Source organism: Hymenobacter wooponensis (assembly GCF_004745865.1).
GTDB classification, from domain to species: domain Bacteria; phylum Bacteroidota; class Bacteroidia; order Cytophagales; family Hymenobacteraceae; genus Hymenobacter; species Hymenobacter wooponensis.
This window is the reverse complement of record NZ_SRKZ01000006.1, coordinates 305998-320938: the sequence shown is the minus strand read 5'-3', so window position 1 is coordinate 320938 and position 14941 is coordinate 305998. Positions and strand designations below refer to the sequence as shown.

Below are 14941 nucleotides of genomic sequence, written 5' to 3'. Positions count from 1 at the left end.
GCTGTTGACAACCAGCACGCCACCTGCCGCCGAGCCTGAAAGTGGCCTAGAGCTTTTCCTCAAGCCATAGCAAGCCAGCGCCCAGCAGAAATAGCCCAAATCCCCACCACCGCGACCACGGCCGCGAGTTGGTAGTTGCCGCCAACGCGGGCTGGGTTTGGCTCTGGGTCTGAGCTATCCATTGGGCTGCGGCCTGCTGGCGAAGCTGCGTTTCTGGGCCCTGCCATTGACGTTGCCTAAAGACATAAAACCAGGAGGTAGTGCCCCCACTAGCTGCCCGATGCCAACCACCAGTGCTAGGCCAGTACGTACCCTCAGCCCACTCCGGCACCCGCTCATCCTGCTGTAAAGCCACGCGTACTGGCTGCCCCGTTGCTGCCCGAACGGTGATAGGCGCCATGGGCAAGCCCGAAGCCCGAAGGGTAAGCGGCGCGTTGGGGCGGGGCCATGGATCGTTCGGGAGGATGTTTGCTGCTGGCGCAATAGGTGGCGCTGCCGCCGACAGCAGATGGCTCCAGTAAGCTGCATAAGCACTCGTGCGTCCTTGTAGCACCCAGGGAAAAGTTTCTGCAACGGTGGCCACCACTACCTGGCCTAGGCCTATGCGGCGGGAGGCAGCCACGGGCTGGCGGCGGAGGGTAGTAACAAGGGTGCGGAGGGCAGGCGTGGCGCGCAGCGTAGCGGGTACAAGAGCTTTGGCCGGGCTGGCAACGGCCCAACGGAGTTCCTGTGGTTCTTGGGCTGCTTTTGCTGGCTGCAGTTCCAGCGCAAAGTCGGTGCGGGCGGGTAACGTGCGAGGAAGAGCCGCGGCGGGGTCGGCTAAGAGTACTAGGCCACTCTGCCCGTTGCGCAGCGCCGCTTGCAAGGCTCCTGCCTCCGCACCCGAAACTGCCGCTAAGCTAGCGGCATCGGCCAGTACAACATCGGTGTGGCCTAGCAGCGCGGGGGTAAGCCGGCCCACTTCAGCAGCCGATTGATTAAGGAATTCCGTTTGCGTGAGGCCGCGGCTTAGTCCTACGCGCAGCGCAACGGAATGGCCTTGCCGGGCCAGGTAGTCCTTCAAAAAGCGGAATTCAAAGGATGGAGTTGCCGCTAATAGTAGCACCCGTAACGGGCGTGCCGGCAGCACATCCAGCGGTAGAGGCTCCGGCGTCACGCGTAGGCCATTGGCCGCAGCTGTTCGGGCATCGAGCTCATACACGGCCCGGCCCTCCGTTTTGGGCGTGAATTGTAAGCGAAAGGCTCCGCGGCCAGCTGGCAGTTGCACGGAGTCGCGGAGTCCACCGGCGGCTCGTAGCCGAACCCATACGGCCCCCGTAGCACCGGCATTATCAAAGAACCCATCTATTGCCCACGTCTTACCCACCTGGGTAGTGCGGGCCCAGGTGGCGTTTCGGAAACCAGCTTGTGGGCCAGAGGAGTGCATTGTTAGGCGCACACTGCCGAGCTCCGGCAGGTTGGCCGCAGGGAGTCCCTGGCCCAGCACGTGCACGCGTTGTAGGCCCGGAATGCGCTGGCGCAGAGCTGCTACGTTGCTGAGCGTGGACGTATCGGGGGAGGCGGAGGGAGCGGCGTAGCGCCAGAAACGGGTGCCGGGGCCTAGTTGCCGGAGTAACTGGCGTAGAGTATCAGCGGAGTATCCATCCGTGAGTAGCAGCGCATCGGTAGCAGTGGAGCGCAGGGGCTGGCTTGGGGGGAAGGCCAGTAGCCAAAGCCCAACTACGGCCAGCAGCCCGGCCCCGAAGCGCCACCCGCGGCGGGAACGGTTAGCGCGGCGCAGGGCCGACACACTGAGGCCTACTGCCAGCAGCGCGCAAAGCGCGAGTACCAGCCAAAAAGGCAACAGCGGAGTAGGAAGCGAATAAGTCATGGGGAAGAAGTAGGCTTATCGGCTGAGTTCCTGAAAATAGTGACGAGCGAGCCGGTTGGCGCCCGTGGTGCGCTGAGGGGCAGGTGCGGCTGGGGGTAGCAGGTCCGTTAGGGCCCGCTCAGCTACTGGGAGAGATGCGGATGGCAGTGGCCGTTGAGCCCGTAAGGCTGCGCTGGTTTCGCGGAGGGCGCGTAAGGCCACGAGGTAGCGACCGGGCTGCTGCAGGGCCGCCCGAGCCAACTCGCCACCAGCTTGGTCTAAGGCAGCTGCCGCACCTGGGCCCGCTTGCTGGCCTAGGCGCAACTGGCCTAGCACCCGTAGTGCGGCGCGCACTGTGGGTTGGGTTATAGGGGTAGCTGCCTGCGGCTGCTGATAACGCGGAGCCCCAGCGCCGGCGAGGTCACCCGTGAGGCGGGTGGTGGCTTCGGGCATGGGCGGGGGAGTAAAGCCCGCCTTTTTAACATAGGCACGGGTTTGCTGCTGCACTTGCTTCAGCAGACGCAGGGCGCGGTATTCGTAAGGCAAGGCCTCTTGCGGGCGGCCGGTGCGCAGGCGCAGCTCGGCATCCCACATCTGGCTGAGTACGGCTTGCAGCTTGGCCTTCACGGCCGGCTCCAGGAAGTCCGCCGTTTCGGAGTCATCGTGGCGGTGCATGTAGGGCTCCATCAGCTCAGCCGTACGGGCCTCGCTGGCCGTGACGTTGGGGTTAGTGGGCGCATGGCCGTGGTCGTGGCCGTCCTGGTCGTGGTGCTCTTCCGTGGCAGCGGCTGGCTTTTCCTGGGTCACGTGGTCTTCAGCCACTACTGAGCCCATGCCTGCATCCTCTTCCTCGGGTTCTGCGGTGGGAGCGTGGGCCGTTTCGCCTATGTTGCCTTCCGCCTCTTCGCCCAAAAACTTGCCGTAGCGCATCCGTAGTATTTTCTGATCGAAGCCAATTGCATTGCTGCGCTCTAGTAGGGTAGCGGCCGACAAGCGCGGCTGCTCAGCCAGAAGCTTTTCGGTGTCGATGATAATTTGGCGCTGACTGCGGAAGTAGGCCGGTGCACTTTTCACGCCCAATGAAACATCGAGTGTACTTTCCTGCACGGTGGTATCTTCCCACTGCACCAAGTAGGTGTCGGAGCGGGTCATGTGCTGTTGGTTGTCCCAGGCCTGCACATAGAAGTATACTTCGTCGCCGTAGGTCAGGCCGAGGCTAGGCAGCCGGAGCTGGTGGCGCAACGTTGCTTGGGTTGGCTGCCCACGTAAGGAAGCGCTGAGGTCCGTGACTACTTCCTTGAACTTCACGGCCTCGCCCTGGCCCTGGGCCACCGTAGCCACCAGCCGGGCCCGGGTCAGGCCGTAATCGTCCCGGGCGGCTACTTCTACTGCTACTTGCGGCGGACGACCGAACTCCACTAGCGTGTAAGCTTTGGGGGTCACCATGCGCAGCGCCGGGGCTTGGTCGGGCTGCACTTCAATGGCGTAATCATCCGAAGGACGACCCGCAAACCTAATTCGATACAAGACGGACGTTTGCACCGGCAGCTCCGCAAAAAACTCCGTGGGCCGAGCCGCAGTAGCCTGCATGGGTACCCGCCGCGTCCCGAGTTCCAGCACGGGCGGCTCTTCCGTGTTCCGGCTCACGCGCACTTCCCAACGCACCTGGCTCCCCTGTGGGCACTGAAAAGAAGGTTGCGCCGCCGCGTAGGCCACCTTGCGAGTATAGGCAGGTGGCGTAACCCGAATGCGAGTTTCCAGTACCCGAGCCGGAGCTAGTTTGCCCGGCACAGTCGGCGGCTCTTCAAAGTGTAGCTGCAGGGCCGGCGCGGCTGCCGTAGCAGCCTCCGTAGCAGGCCGGAACCACCACAGGCCACCGGCTGCCAGCAGGAGAGCCGCCATTAATAAGGCGGGCCGCTGAAAGGCTACCGGCAACAAAGGGGCATCTGAACTGGAGCGCAACGAGTGCAGGCGCTCCGCAACGCGCTGCTGCTGGAAGCCCGCTAGCAAGCTGAGGTTTTCCGGTGGGAGCAGGAGTAGGCCGGTGCTATCTTCCAGTTGCGGAAACCGGCGGTCGAGGTAACGGGTAACAGCTGGTAAATCAGTCTTGAACAAGCGGACAAGCCGCCAAATCAGCCAGCCTATAAGCAGTAAGATACCAGTTAGGGCTAGCCAGCGCACGCTAGGCCAGTAAGCCGCCAGCACCCCAAGACTAAGCAGAGCAGCTACCGTGGGTAGGAGGACGACGAAAGCCCGACGCGTCAGCCAATTCCGGCGCAGGTCGCGCAGCAAAGCGGAGGCTTCGGAAACCGGAAGAGTAGCTACGGTATTCATACTGATGCGGGAACAGAGTGAGCACTACGCCGGGCTGCCAGCCACCGCTCCAGCCCGAACAACACCCCTGCGGCTAACACCAGCCATGGCGTGTAGTCGTGCACGGGGCCACGGTCTGCTGGGATTGTAGCAGCTGAAGCCGAGGCAGAACGGTTAACCGGTTGCGCTACCACTTGCGCGGGGTCAAGCACCCGTAAGTCGGCCAGCGCCGACTCAGCTACTACGCTAGGCCACAGGAGAGGAAGTAGTTGAGCGGGTAGCTCCGGCGAATCAGCCAGCTCGCTCCAGGGCTGCGTCAGGCGAGTGTGGAGGTGGTAAAGTCGGCCTTGACCTAGTGGCTGGGCCGAAAGCAGGTTGCCGCCCTGGGCATCTTGCCAAATTCCCCAGCCCGACCGAGCCACGGGAAGTGTATCACGGCGCTGAATCTGTACGGGCACGCCCTCAGCCCAACCGACCGTGGTAGCGGTAATAGCACCCGGCGCGGCAGCCTCTTGCCACAGGTGCAAACCCTGCCGGACCCGTTGCTGCCACCCAGCCGGCACGGGCTCCGACCGGAGCCAAAACAGCCACGCCAATGAGTCGGAGGTAGCAGGCAAGGCAGAAGTAAAGGTTATGCGGGGCGCTACCGGCGCTACAGACCCAGCGGCTTGCAGCGCCGCCCGTAGCACCCGCGCATCGGCGGCGTGAGAGGCATCGTAGCTGATCCAAAAGTGGGTTGGGCCATTCTGAACCGGAATTGCACGGGTGCCTTCGGGGCGCTTGATTTGCAATGTTGCTTTCCCGGCCTCCACCTCGTAGCGCACCTCGGCGGGAGCTGGCAGCACGCGCAGGGTTGTGCCAGCAGTTGGGCGGCCGAGGCGCACACGCCGGAAAGAGGTACCCGTTTCAGCGCTGTGGGCAACTAGCAACAACAAGCTATCGGGGCGAGGTTGCCAGGCAGCAACTACCTGCACCGTAGAGTCAGGAGCGGCCGGAGTGGGCCGCCAGCTGACATTAGCAGGCAAGGCGGGCCGGGTGCCGCGGAAACTACGCAGCGACAGTGGCGCCACCACCACCAGCGGCCGGTTTGGGAAAGAGTCTACTGCCTGTTGCACCTGGACCCACGTATTATCTGGCGCCAACTGACCTACAATGGCCTCTGCATCGGCGCCTAGGCCAGTAGCGACAGTTCGACTTGTTAGCCGGGCGTTTTGAGAATCTGGGGCAATTACCGGAAGACCTGGCCGCAACTCCCGCAGCTCGTAACCTTGGCGCAGAAGGGAATCAAGCGAAGGACGCAGACTACTTAGCGCCTCGGCGGAGACGGCGGGGCTCAGCAGAATCTGGCCGCGCTTGGGGCGCGCCTGGCCTAGCCAGCTTGGCCCGGCCAGTGCCAGGGCCAATAGGCCTAGAATGGTGGCGCGCAGCAGCAGCAGTAGCAAGCCTTCGGGCTTAAGGCTGCGCAGCCTGCGGTTGGCAGCAGCTTCCAGCCAGCGAAGGCTGCCCACCTGCACTACCCGCCCCGGTCGCCGGTTCCAGAGGTAAATAGCCACCGGAACGAGCAAGCTCAGCAGAGCTAGCCATCCGGCAGTAGGGTGTTGGAGGTAGAAAGCGGGCAAGCGGAAAGGCGTAAGAAGTGAAAGACTAACTAGCGGAGAGCAGGTAAGGAAGGGGTGTTATGGGTTAGGGGGTAGGTGCAGAGTTGAGCCGTAGGCCGGGTATCTACAGCCACAGACACTGGATGAACTGCTAGCGTTGCCGAGAGCCACAGGAGTAGAGTAGGGAGGGAGTTCAGGCAGTTGATTTCGGAACATAGCTATATCTAGGGCTTAACACCAACGTTTTGGCTGAGCGACGTTACGACTGCACGCATGGCCGTATCAATGCCGCGGGCGTCGCGCAGAATGCGCAGGCGGGGCATCCCTTTACTGTTGTAATTTGTATCAGCGGACAGATCGGGTTCAACAGGGGTGCGCGTTGTTTGAGCCTCTGCCGTACTGATGCGGGAAGTCATATTCTGGTTAGCCCATTCAGCCAAGGCATCGGCTACCTGCCCACCTGAGCTGCTAGAAGTTGCGCTCGTAATTAGGTTGCGAGGATAGCTTAGGTCCGTAAACTCGTAGGTGCAGCGGCCATCAGTAAAGCGTAGGCTGAACAAGAAGCTCACTAGAAAATCGCGGGGCTGTAAGGTCTCGGTTTGGGGGCCGTGGGCCATTGTTACGGCTCGCCCAATTAGCACGCCACGGGTGGGGTCAGTGAGGTGCAGTACTTCTCGTGAGTCTTCAAACTGGCGAGCAACCCATTCCTGCGTGCGTCCATATAGCTCAGCAGCAGGTACACCTGGTACCGACAATGTGCCGCGGTACGAAATTCGGTGAGTAACGCTGTCCAGCGGAAGCCCCATAATCCTAAAGCGGGGTGTCGTTTGGCCGTGGGCTTGTATGGCCAAGCTCAGCAATAAAATCCATAGGATATGTTTCATTATCAGCTTATAAGGAGTCCTGGTAAGAAATAAGTAGTTGCTTAATAGGCCTACACCATCTTGGCGCGGAGGCGCAGAAACTCCCGCATGGCTTGGTCGAGGGGGGCAGCAGTATTCAGTTGATAGTAGTCGAAGCCTTGGCGGCGGGCTTGGGAGGCGGTGTTCCGGAGCCACTCCTGCAAATGCTGCTGCCACGCCTGGCGCTGCTGGTCGGCATCTAGCTGCAGAGTTTGACCAGTTTCCAGGTCTTCGAAGGTTACGGCGCCGCGGTAGGTGAATTCTACTTCGTTGCGGGCCAGCACATGAAGCAGCAGCACCTCGCCGCCAGCTGCCCGTAAGCGCGTGAGCAGCCGCTCGATTTCCTCCTCTTCCTGATAGAAGTCGCTCACGCAAAGAATAAGCGCTGGCTGGCGACGAGCCGTGAGTGGAGCCAGTGTGGTTGCATCCGGAAACTTGCCCGCCGCCTGCACATTCTCCAGGGCATGGTAGAGGCGCGACTGTTGGCGGGCATCGGCGCGGGGCGGCAGGTGCTGTAGGCCACTCGGGTGCAGAATGGTCAGCGCTACGGCGTCGCCCTGCTGCGTAGCAACGTAGGCCAGGGCAGCGCAAAGCAAGCGGGCATATTCCAGCTTACTTAGGCCGTTATCGTCGCGGTGGTTCATGCTGGCGGTAGCATCCAATACTAGGTGCACCGTCAGGCTGGTTTCCACCTCTGATTCCCGCAAGTAGTAGCGGTCGGAGCGAGCGGCTAAGCGCCAGTCGAGGCGGCGTAGGTCGTCGCCGGGCTGGTAGGGGCGGTACTGGCTGAACTCCATACCTGCCCCGCGCCGCCGGCTCACGTGGTGGCCATGCAGTAACCCCTCTGCCGCTTGGCGTGCCGCCAGCGAAAGGTTCTGAAGCGCATGTAAGTGTTCGGGAGTCAGCATAGGATGGTACTTGCCAGTTGCCGGTTATTAAGTGCGGGTTGTGTTCTTGTTGGTCAGTTGCCAGTTGATCAGGCCAGTAGATTGGCAGCCGGCAACTGATAACTAACCACTCATTGCACGGGTATAGCCTTCAGCAGAGCAGCCACCGCATCATCGGGCGTTAGATTTTCAGCTTCGGCATTAAAGTTCAGTAGCACGCGGTGGCGCAGTACCGCTGGTGCCAACGCCCGGATGTCTTCCAAAGTAGCGGCAAACCGGCCTTGCAACAGAGCCCGCGCTTTAGCGCACAGAATCAGGGCTTGGCCGGCGCGGGGCCCCGCCCCCCAGCGCCCGTATTCTTTGATAAAAGGCACCTCCGAGGTAGCCGGACGGGTGGCCCGTACCAGTCGGTTAACGAAGGCCAGCAGCTCTGGGCTAATACTAACCTGCCGGGTGAGTACTTGCAGCTGGCGTACGTCTTCGCCGCCTAAAGTGGGCCGTACTTCGGCCCGCACTGCCCCGGTAGTACCACTTAGTACGGCCAGCTCCTCCTGCTCAGTAGGGTAACCGATGCGCACGTACAGCAGGAAGCGGTCGAGCTGCGCTTCCGGCAGCGGATACGTGCCCGACTGCTCAATGGGGTTCTGCGTAGCCAGCAGGAAAAAGGGCTTGGGTAGCGCGTGTTCCTGACCGGCGTAGGTCACGTGGCCTTCCTGCATGGCCTCTAGCAGCGCCGCCTGAGTTTTGGGTGGCGTCCGGTTGATTTCGTCGGCCAAAACCAAGCTGGCAAAAATGGGCCCTTCATTGAATTTAAAGGAGCGGTGGCCAGTGCCATGGTCTTCCTCCAGCACCTCGGTGCCCAGAATATCGGTGGGCATCAGGTCGGGCGTGAACTGGATGCGGCGGAAGGGCAGATCGGTGGCTTGGGCCAGGGTGCGCACCAGCAGCGTTTTGGCTAGGCCAGGTACGCCTTCCAACAGGGCGTGGCCACCCGCCAGCAGCGCCACCAGCACCTCATCTAGCACCTGCTGCTGGCCTACAATGACTTTTCCAATTTCCTGTTTGAGCTGCGGTATTTTCTGAAGGAGGCGAGTTACGTCTTGTTCGGTCATAGAGCTAGGAGGGCGCCGCATGCGGAGGAACAGCGCGGAGGTAGAGAGAAGTTGTGGTTACCAGGTTACGCTGTTAAGGCATACAGCAAGATGTTCACGCCGAATTTGGTGTTGTCTTCGGCTAAGAAGCGCTTGTTGCGGAAGTCATAGTCCCACTCGCAGCCGTAGTCTTTGTTGGAGTAGAGTACCCCCAGGCGGCCATTGATTTCGATGCCCTTCAGGTAGTCGTGCACCAGGTCGTCGCCCCAGCCATTAAGCTCGAAGCCCGTGTTGGGTGGGCCCTCCGGAAACTTGAAGAACTGCGAGTAGATAGGGTGGGTCTTGGGCAGCTTTTTGAGGGCCGAGGCGCCGAAGCACACGCGCATCTGCTCCTCAAAGCTGCGGGCAAACAAGCCATCGATGTCGTGGTTGCAGTCATCCACGAACACGAAACCGCCGCCGCGCACGTACTGCTCGAAGTTCTTGCGCTCGGCAGCTGAGAACTGCACCAGCCGGTGCCCCGAGAGGTAGCAGAATGGGTAACGGAACAGCTCCGGCGAATCTAGCGCCACTACCTTTTCCTTGGGGTTGACGGGCACCTTGGTGTATTGCACCAAAGAGTGGAGCAAGTTGGCGGGCATCCGCTCATCCACGGCATCCCAGTCGCCGGAGTGGTATTGCAGACGCACGAAAGTGAACGAAGCGGGCACAGAAGTAAAGTAGAGACCGAGAAAGGACGCGGAACTAAGCTGTAAGGTGGCTTAAGTAGGCAAGGAACTCGGAAATATTCGGCTCAAGCGTAATAAAAAAGTCCTTTTAGCTGGCTAACAAACATATACCAGGCCACCGCTTTTTCGTTAGATCCAAAAAAATCTTTCTTTACTACCTTTCCAACCTACCTGCGCTATGAAACAAACCCTGCTCTTCGTGCTAGCACTGCTGCTGGCCGCCACTACGGCACACGCCCAACTTGGCGTGAAAGCCGGCATTAATGCTGCCGTACTGGATGGTCAAGATCTGGGCTCTACTTCCACCAAATACAAGACCTACTACCACGCCGGTATTTTTTATGAGTATAAGCTTCTAGGGCCTATCTCCGTTCAGCCGGAGTTACTATACTCGTTGCAGGGAGCCTCCTTCAAGGATAACTTCAGTAACTACGATACCAAGCTGCATTACCTGAATGTGCCCATCTTGGCGAAAGTCACGGTAGGGCCAATATTTGTGGAGGCGGGGCCGCAGTTTGGGGTGTTGCTGAGCCAGCAGGCTGATGGCAAGATTACCACCTCCGCCTCGGGCAACGGGCCTTATAGCGACTACAAGCGGGGCGACCTGAGCCTCTGTGCCGGGGGCGGCATTAAGCTGGGCAATCTGCTGCTGGGCGGCCGCTTCAATGCGGGCGTCAACGACATCAACGATGTAAAGAACCTGAGCGGCACCAACGACCCACGCCTCAAAAACCGCGTGATACAGGCCTACGCGGCGCTGCAATTTGGGCGCTAGGCCAGATCATGAAGCGTGGCCTAACGGCTCTGAGCCCGTTGGTTGTACTGCTGAATAATGCTTTCAATCTGCTCTAGGCGGTATCCGGCCTGGCCGGCAGCCACCTTGCGGGCTAATTCCTGATCATCGGCTAAGTAGGTGGCTAGCTGCTGGGCAAACTTGTCGGGCTCTACTACCACTAGGCCACCGCTAGGCCTGCGCAAAAACCAACTGGTGGTACCTGGCCCGGCGGGAGTGGCAGAGGGGTTGGCCGGGGTACCTAGTACGGGCACCGGCCCCAATGCCATAACTATGGGCGGCGCACTTTCTACCACAAAGAGCTCCACGGTACCGGCTACCCGCCGGGTTGCCAGCCGGCCAATGTCGTTTTTCACTGGTTTCAGCAGCTCGGAGTATTGCCCGCGCACCCGCATCCACTGCACGTCGGTTATGGGCAGCAGTTTGGGCTTGGGTAGGGGGGCATTTTCCGGAATGCTGGGATAGTAGCAAACCAGGTTGTCGAAGCCTCGGTTGCCCATCGGCAAGTAGGCCTCTAACACTTCTCCCTTCCGCCGGGTGAGCTTACCCCAAGCATACTGCTGTCCGCCAAAGCCCTTCACCACACGGGTGCTATCGGTTGGTAGAGAGGGTGTTTGTGCTGAAGCCAGTGCCGAAACGTGCAGCAACGAAGCAAAAGCGAAGGCGGCTAGAGAGGGCATAGGTATGAGCAAATGGAAAGCGAACGGCTAGGCCACTAAGTTGGCTGTTAGCCCTAAAAAGTACGAAGTTCTGAAAGCTGCAGAATAAAAGAGAAAAGCTTCTTTAAAAGCCCTGAAACAAGTGAAAATTACTGGTTTTCTGGTATAAGGCCTGCTCAACATAAGCACAGCAGTAGAGGTAAAATGTAGGTGAAAAGTACCGTTCTTGCGGCGCTTTTTATTTCACTACTCTATTTATCTCTCGATGAGAAAATTTACTCTATTGGCTGCTCTTGTGTTAGGAGCAGCGGGTGCTACGCAGGCCCAGACCACAGGTGTTCAATTTGGCTTGAAGGCAGGCCTAAGTGAGGCCGTGCTCGATGGTGCGCTAAACCAGGATGCGAACTTTAAAACAGGTGCCCACTTTGGGGGCTTCTTGCGGTGGCGCCCCTCTGCCCGGGTAGCCTTGCAGCCAGAGTTGGTCTTTTCGCAGCAAGGGTCTTCTAACAAGATTCCGCTGTCGGTAGTGACGTTGGAAAACAAAACCAAGCTTAATTACCTGAACATTCCGGTGCTGCTGAAGGTGTACCTCGGCGACGTGGTAAACCTGCAGGTAGGCCCCCAGTTTGGTCTGCTGATGAGCGCCCACTTGGACGGGCAAACCGGCTATACTAGCAGCAGCAACGGTAACTCATATCGGGTAGAAAACGTCGACCAGAAGGACTTCTACAAGGGCGATATAGGCCTATGTGGTGGCCTAGGCGTAGATCTAAAGAATGGTCTGCTCTTCGCGGCTCGACTCAACTATGGCCTAACGGACATCACCAAGGATGAGAACACCAAGAAGATGCGGGACTATTTTGGCATTGGTGGCCTACACAACCGTGTGATTGAAGCTTCTGTTGGCTACGCGTTCGGCTCGAAGTAATCACCGATTTTAATAATAAGAGCCCCTGCCGGTCTGCTGGCAGGGGCTCTTACTATAGTAACCTAGCCTAGGCCTACACGGCGTCGGAGAGGCTGGTAAAGGTGAAGTCCCGGATCTTTAACGGAGGCACCAAGTTGCCACCTAAGCGCTGCGGGCGCCCAATGGCCTCAATGTTGTTGAGCATAATGACGGGGCTCTCATTGAAACGGAAGTTCTTCACGGGGTGCTTGATCTTGCCGTTTTCGATGTAGAACGTTCCGTCGCGAGTGAGGCCGGTGAATAGCAGTGTCTGCGGGTCTACGTCGCGGATATACCACAGGCGCGTGACCAGGATGCCTCTATCGGTGCTCTTGATTAGGTCTTGCACGCTTTGCGTACCGCCTTCCATGATGAAGTTGCCCGAGAAGGCCGTCGGCTCAGCCCCGCTTTTCTGGGCCCAATAGCGGGAGTAGTAAAGATTCTTTACCACGCCCTTTTCTACCCAATTCATGCGCTTTACCGGCAAGCCTTCGCCATCAAACACCGAGCTGGGCGCCTGGGCGTTAAGCGGATCGGAGTAAATGCTGATGCGCGAGTCGAAGAGCTTCTCGCCTTTGCGGTTGCCGCCGCCCTTTTTGCTCAGGAACGAGCGGCCCTCATCGGCCTCACGAGCCCCGAAGGAATAGATCAGGTTGTTCAGCAGCCCTTCATCCGAAACCAGCGCCGCGGGCTCCAGAATAACGGTGTACTTACCGGGCTCCAGGGCTTTGGCGTTGCGCGAACCGGCGGCTTTATCCACCGCAATCTGCGTCAGAGCCTTGGCATTAAACTTCGATACGTCGGTGAAATCGGCCACGGCATAACCCGAGCCGGTGCCGTCGGGCGTGCGCACGGTTACCGAGAAGTCTAGGCCAGTGCTTTGCTGGTAGGCTTCGAGGCCTTTGCTGTTACGCATGGCCTGAAAGTAGGCCCCGTCTTCGAGGTAGCCAGCGGCCGTAAGCTGCTTGCTTACGGCTAGGCCAATGCTATCGGCGGCTACCTGGGCCCGGAAATCAGGCTTGATGGCGGCGGTACTGGCCGCGTAGCTAACCGGTGTGAGGTACTGCTGCGGCCCCAGCAAGGGCATGTATTCGGGGTCTTCGGGGGCAAGGCGAGCAATTTCCTCGGCCCGCTGCACGCACCGGCGCAGGGTGGCATCGTCGAACTGGTTGCAGGTGGCCACGCCACTGCGCTTTCCAAACCGCGATTCTACCACCATGGAAATATTATCGGACAAGCCGGCCGTGCTCACGTTGTTGCGGGCGTAGCGGATGTTGCCCACGGTGCGCCCGTTTAGGTTGGCCTGACACTCATCGGCGGTGCTGAAGCTCAGCACCTTCTTCAAAATAGCCTGGGCTTCGTCTTTGGAAAGTATAGCCATAAAGGAAAGGCGGATGTCTGATGTAGAGAGTGGCCTAGAACTGTCATTCCGAATGGAGTGAGAAATCTGGATCAAGCCGTTGAAGGATAACCTCAGACTGCTCGCTGCCGCTCGGAATGACAGACCAAGACAGGCCTAGCTAATCTTGCGGGCAGTGTTAATCACGTTCACGGCGTTGAAGCGCGTGGTGGCCGAACCGTGGCTTACCGCGGAGCTTTGGGAAGGCTGGCCCTTGCCATCGTTGAAGAAGCCCGCAAACCGGTAGTCCGACTGGTCGCAGCTACCAGCGCAGCTGTTCCAGAACTCCAGGGTGTTGGTCTGGTAGGCCACATCTTCCAGCATGCCCGTGATTTTGCCCTTCTCAATGGCGTAGAATACCTGCCCGCCAAACTGCGAGTTGTAGCGCTGCTGGTCAATGGAGAAGGAGCCGTTGCCGGCAATGTAAATGCCCTTGTCCACGCCTTTTACCAGATCATCTACACTCATTTTGGTAGCGCTGGGCTTCAGGCTCACGTTGGGCATGCGCTGAAACTGCACATCACTCCACGACTGGGCATAGCAGCACCCATCCGATTCCGTCTGGCCGACGATGTGGGCCTGGTCGCGGATCTTCTCGTAGTTCACGAGCTTGCCCTGCTCAATCAGGTTCCACTCTTTGGTTTTTACGCCTTCATCATCGTAACCCACCGCGCCCAGCGAGCCGGGCTGCAGCTTATCGGCCACAATGTTTACTTGCTTAGAGCCGTAGGGCTGGCCTTTGGCTTTCCATTCTAGCGTAGCGAAGGAGGTGCCGGCGTAGTTAGCCTCGTAGCCTAGCACCCGGTCGAGCTCCAAAGGGTGGCCTACCGACTCATGGATGGTCAGGCCCAAATGATGTGGGTCGAGCACCAGGTCGTACTTACCGGGCGTTACTGATTTGGCGGTCAGCTTTTCCTTGGCTTGCTTGGCAGCGCGGGCAGCGTCTTCCAGCATGTCGTAGCTGTACTTGTAGCCAATTACATCGGAGCCGGCGGGGCCCGCTACTTTGTCCTCAGCTTTGGGCGTAAGGTACTCGTAGCCCAAGCCCATAGGAGAGCTCAACGACTGCCGACTGCGGAACTTGCCCGAAGCGCGGTCAACCACCGTCACGCCAAACGTGGGGTAGATGCGGTGAATATCCTGATCGATGTAGGAGCCGTCGGTGCTGGCAAAGTACTTCTGCTCATTCACCTGAAACAGCACCGAGTTTACGAAGCTCGCGCCATTTTCCAGGGCCTTAGCGTTGGCGGCCAGCAGCAGATCAACTTTGTCTTTAATGGGTACCTCGAAGGCATTCTGCTTGATCGGGGCCTTCCAGGAAACCTCCCCGTAGCCTTTCTGAGGGGCTAGCTGCACCTTTTCCTTCTGCACTTTGGAGTTGGCCTTGGCAATTTCTACGGCTAGCTGGGCAGCTTTGGCTAGGCCTGCCTCCGTTACAATGTTAGTGGCCGCAAAGCCCCAAGTACCGTTGGCAATAACCCGAATGCCCGCGCCGTAGCTCTCCGTGCTGGCAATGTTCTGCACTTGCTTCTCGCGGGTGAACACGCCCTGGTTGAGGTAGCGCCCAATACGCACATCGGTGTAGGTGGCGCCGGCGGCTTTGGCAGCGTTCAAGGCCGCATCAGCCAAGCGCTTCTTTACCGCAACATCCACGCCTTGCTCTAACAATTGAGCCGGATCAACCAGCGTTCCGCTGAAGCCCGGAATGGAAGGCAGCCACAGCGCCCCGGTCGCTAGGCCAGTCAGGCCCACAAAATCACGTCTTTTCAAAGGAGT

12 protein-coding genes are annotated in these 14941 nt (G+C 59.4%); 2 read left to right on the top strand and 10 right to left on the bottom strand.

Annotated features, from left to right (window positions below):
• Window positions 1–46 precede the first annotated feature (46 nt).
• The 7 genes from EU557_RS20430 to EU557_RS20400 all read right to left on the bottom strand — a co-directional run bounded on the left by EU557_RS20430 (window position 47) and on the right by EU557_RS20400 (window position 9350).
• Complete coding sequence (locus EU557_RS20430) at window positions 47–1870, bottom strand: hypothetical protein (RefSeq protein WP_135532333.1); 1824 nt, start codon at window positions 1868–1870, stop codon at window positions 47–49.
• 15 nt (window positions 1871–1885) lie between these two features.
• Entirely contained in the window at window positions 1886–4183 is a 2298-nt protein-coding gene (locus EU557_RS20425) for a hypothetical protein (protein ID WP_135532332.1), read from the bottom strand.
• The gene (locus tag EU557_RS20420; RefSeq protein ID WP_135532331.1) at window positions 4180–5781 is read right to left on the bottom strand and encodes a BatA domain-containing protein; all 1602 of its coding nucleotides are present in this window, start codon (window positions 5779–5781) and stop codon (window positions 4180–4182) included. The genes EU557_RS20425 and EU557_RS20420 overlap by 4 nt, the downstream gene beginning before the upstream one ends.
• A 203-nt stretch (window positions 5782–5984) precedes the next feature.
• On the bottom strand, window positions 5985–6644 hold the full coding sequence (locus EU557_RS20415; protein ID WP_135532330.1) for a DUF4468 domain-containing protein: 660 nt from the start codon (window positions 6642–6644) through the stop codon (window positions 5985–5987).
• Between the two features lie 50 nt (window positions 6645–6694).
• Entirely contained in the window at window positions 6695–7570 is an 876-nt protein-coding gene (locus EU557_RS20410) for a DUF58 domain-containing protein (protein ID WP_135532329.1), read from the bottom strand.
• Window positions 7571–7680: 110 nt separating this feature from the next.
• Window positions 7681–8661 carry an AAA family ATPase gene (locus tag EU557_RS20405; protein WP_135532328.1) on the bottom strand — a complete coding sequence of 327 codons (981 nt, stop codon included), beginning with the start codon at window positions 8659–8661 and terminating at the stop codon, window positions 7681–7683.
• Between the two features lie 65 nt (window positions 8662–8726).
• Window positions 8727–9350, bottom strand: coding sequence for a DUF4159 domain-containing protein (locus EU557_RS20400; protein WP_135435741.1), 624 nt, complete (start codon window positions 9348–9350; stop codon window positions 8727–8729).
• Window positions 9351–9546: 196 nt separating this feature from the next.
• On the opposite strand from EU557_RS20400, the gene EU557_RS20395 reads away from it, so the two are divergent.
• Window positions 9547–10143, top strand: coding sequence for a porin family protein (locus EU557_RS20395; RefSeq protein WP_135532327.1), 597 nt, complete (start codon window positions 9547–9549; stop codon window positions 10141–10143).
• A 20-nt stretch (window positions 10144–10163) separates the two neighbouring features.
• Here EU557_RS20395 and EU557_RS20390 read toward each other — a convergent pair whose 3' ends face one another.
• Window positions 10164–10841 carry a hypothetical protein gene (locus EU557_RS20390; protein WP_135532326.1) on the bottom strand — a complete coding sequence of 226 codons (678 nt, stop codon included), beginning with the start codon at window positions 10839–10841 and terminating at the stop codon, window positions 10164–10166.
• Between the two features lie 244 nt (window positions 10842–11085).
• On the opposite strand from EU557_RS20390, the gene EU557_RS20385 reads away from it, so the two are divergent.
• Window positions 11086–11748 carry a porin family protein gene (locus tag EU557_RS20385; protein WP_135532325.1) on the top strand — a complete coding sequence of 221 codons (663 nt, stop codon included), beginning with the start codon at window positions 11086–11088 and terminating at the stop codon, window positions 11746–11748.
• Window positions 11749–11821: 73 nt separating this feature from the next.
• On the opposite strand, the gene EU557_RS20380 is transcribed toward EU557_RS20385, so the two are convergent.
• Together EU557_RS20380 and EU557_RS20375 are read right to left on the bottom strand one after the other, a co-directional pair.
• Window positions 11822–13147 carry a TldD/PmbA family protein gene (locus EU557_RS20380; RefSeq protein WP_135532324.1) on the bottom strand — a complete coding sequence of 442 codons (1326 nt, stop codon included), beginning with the start codon at window positions 13145–13147 and terminating at the stop codon, window positions 11822–11824.
• A 135-nt stretch (window positions 13148–13282) separates the two neighbouring features.
• Window positions 13283–14935 carry a TldD/PmbA family protein gene (locus EU557_RS20375; protein ID WP_135532323.1) on the bottom strand — a complete coding sequence of 551 codons (1653 nt, stop codon included), beginning with the start codon at window positions 14933–14935 and terminating at the stop codon, window positions 13283–13285.
• Window positions 14936–14941 lie beyond the last annotated feature (6 nt).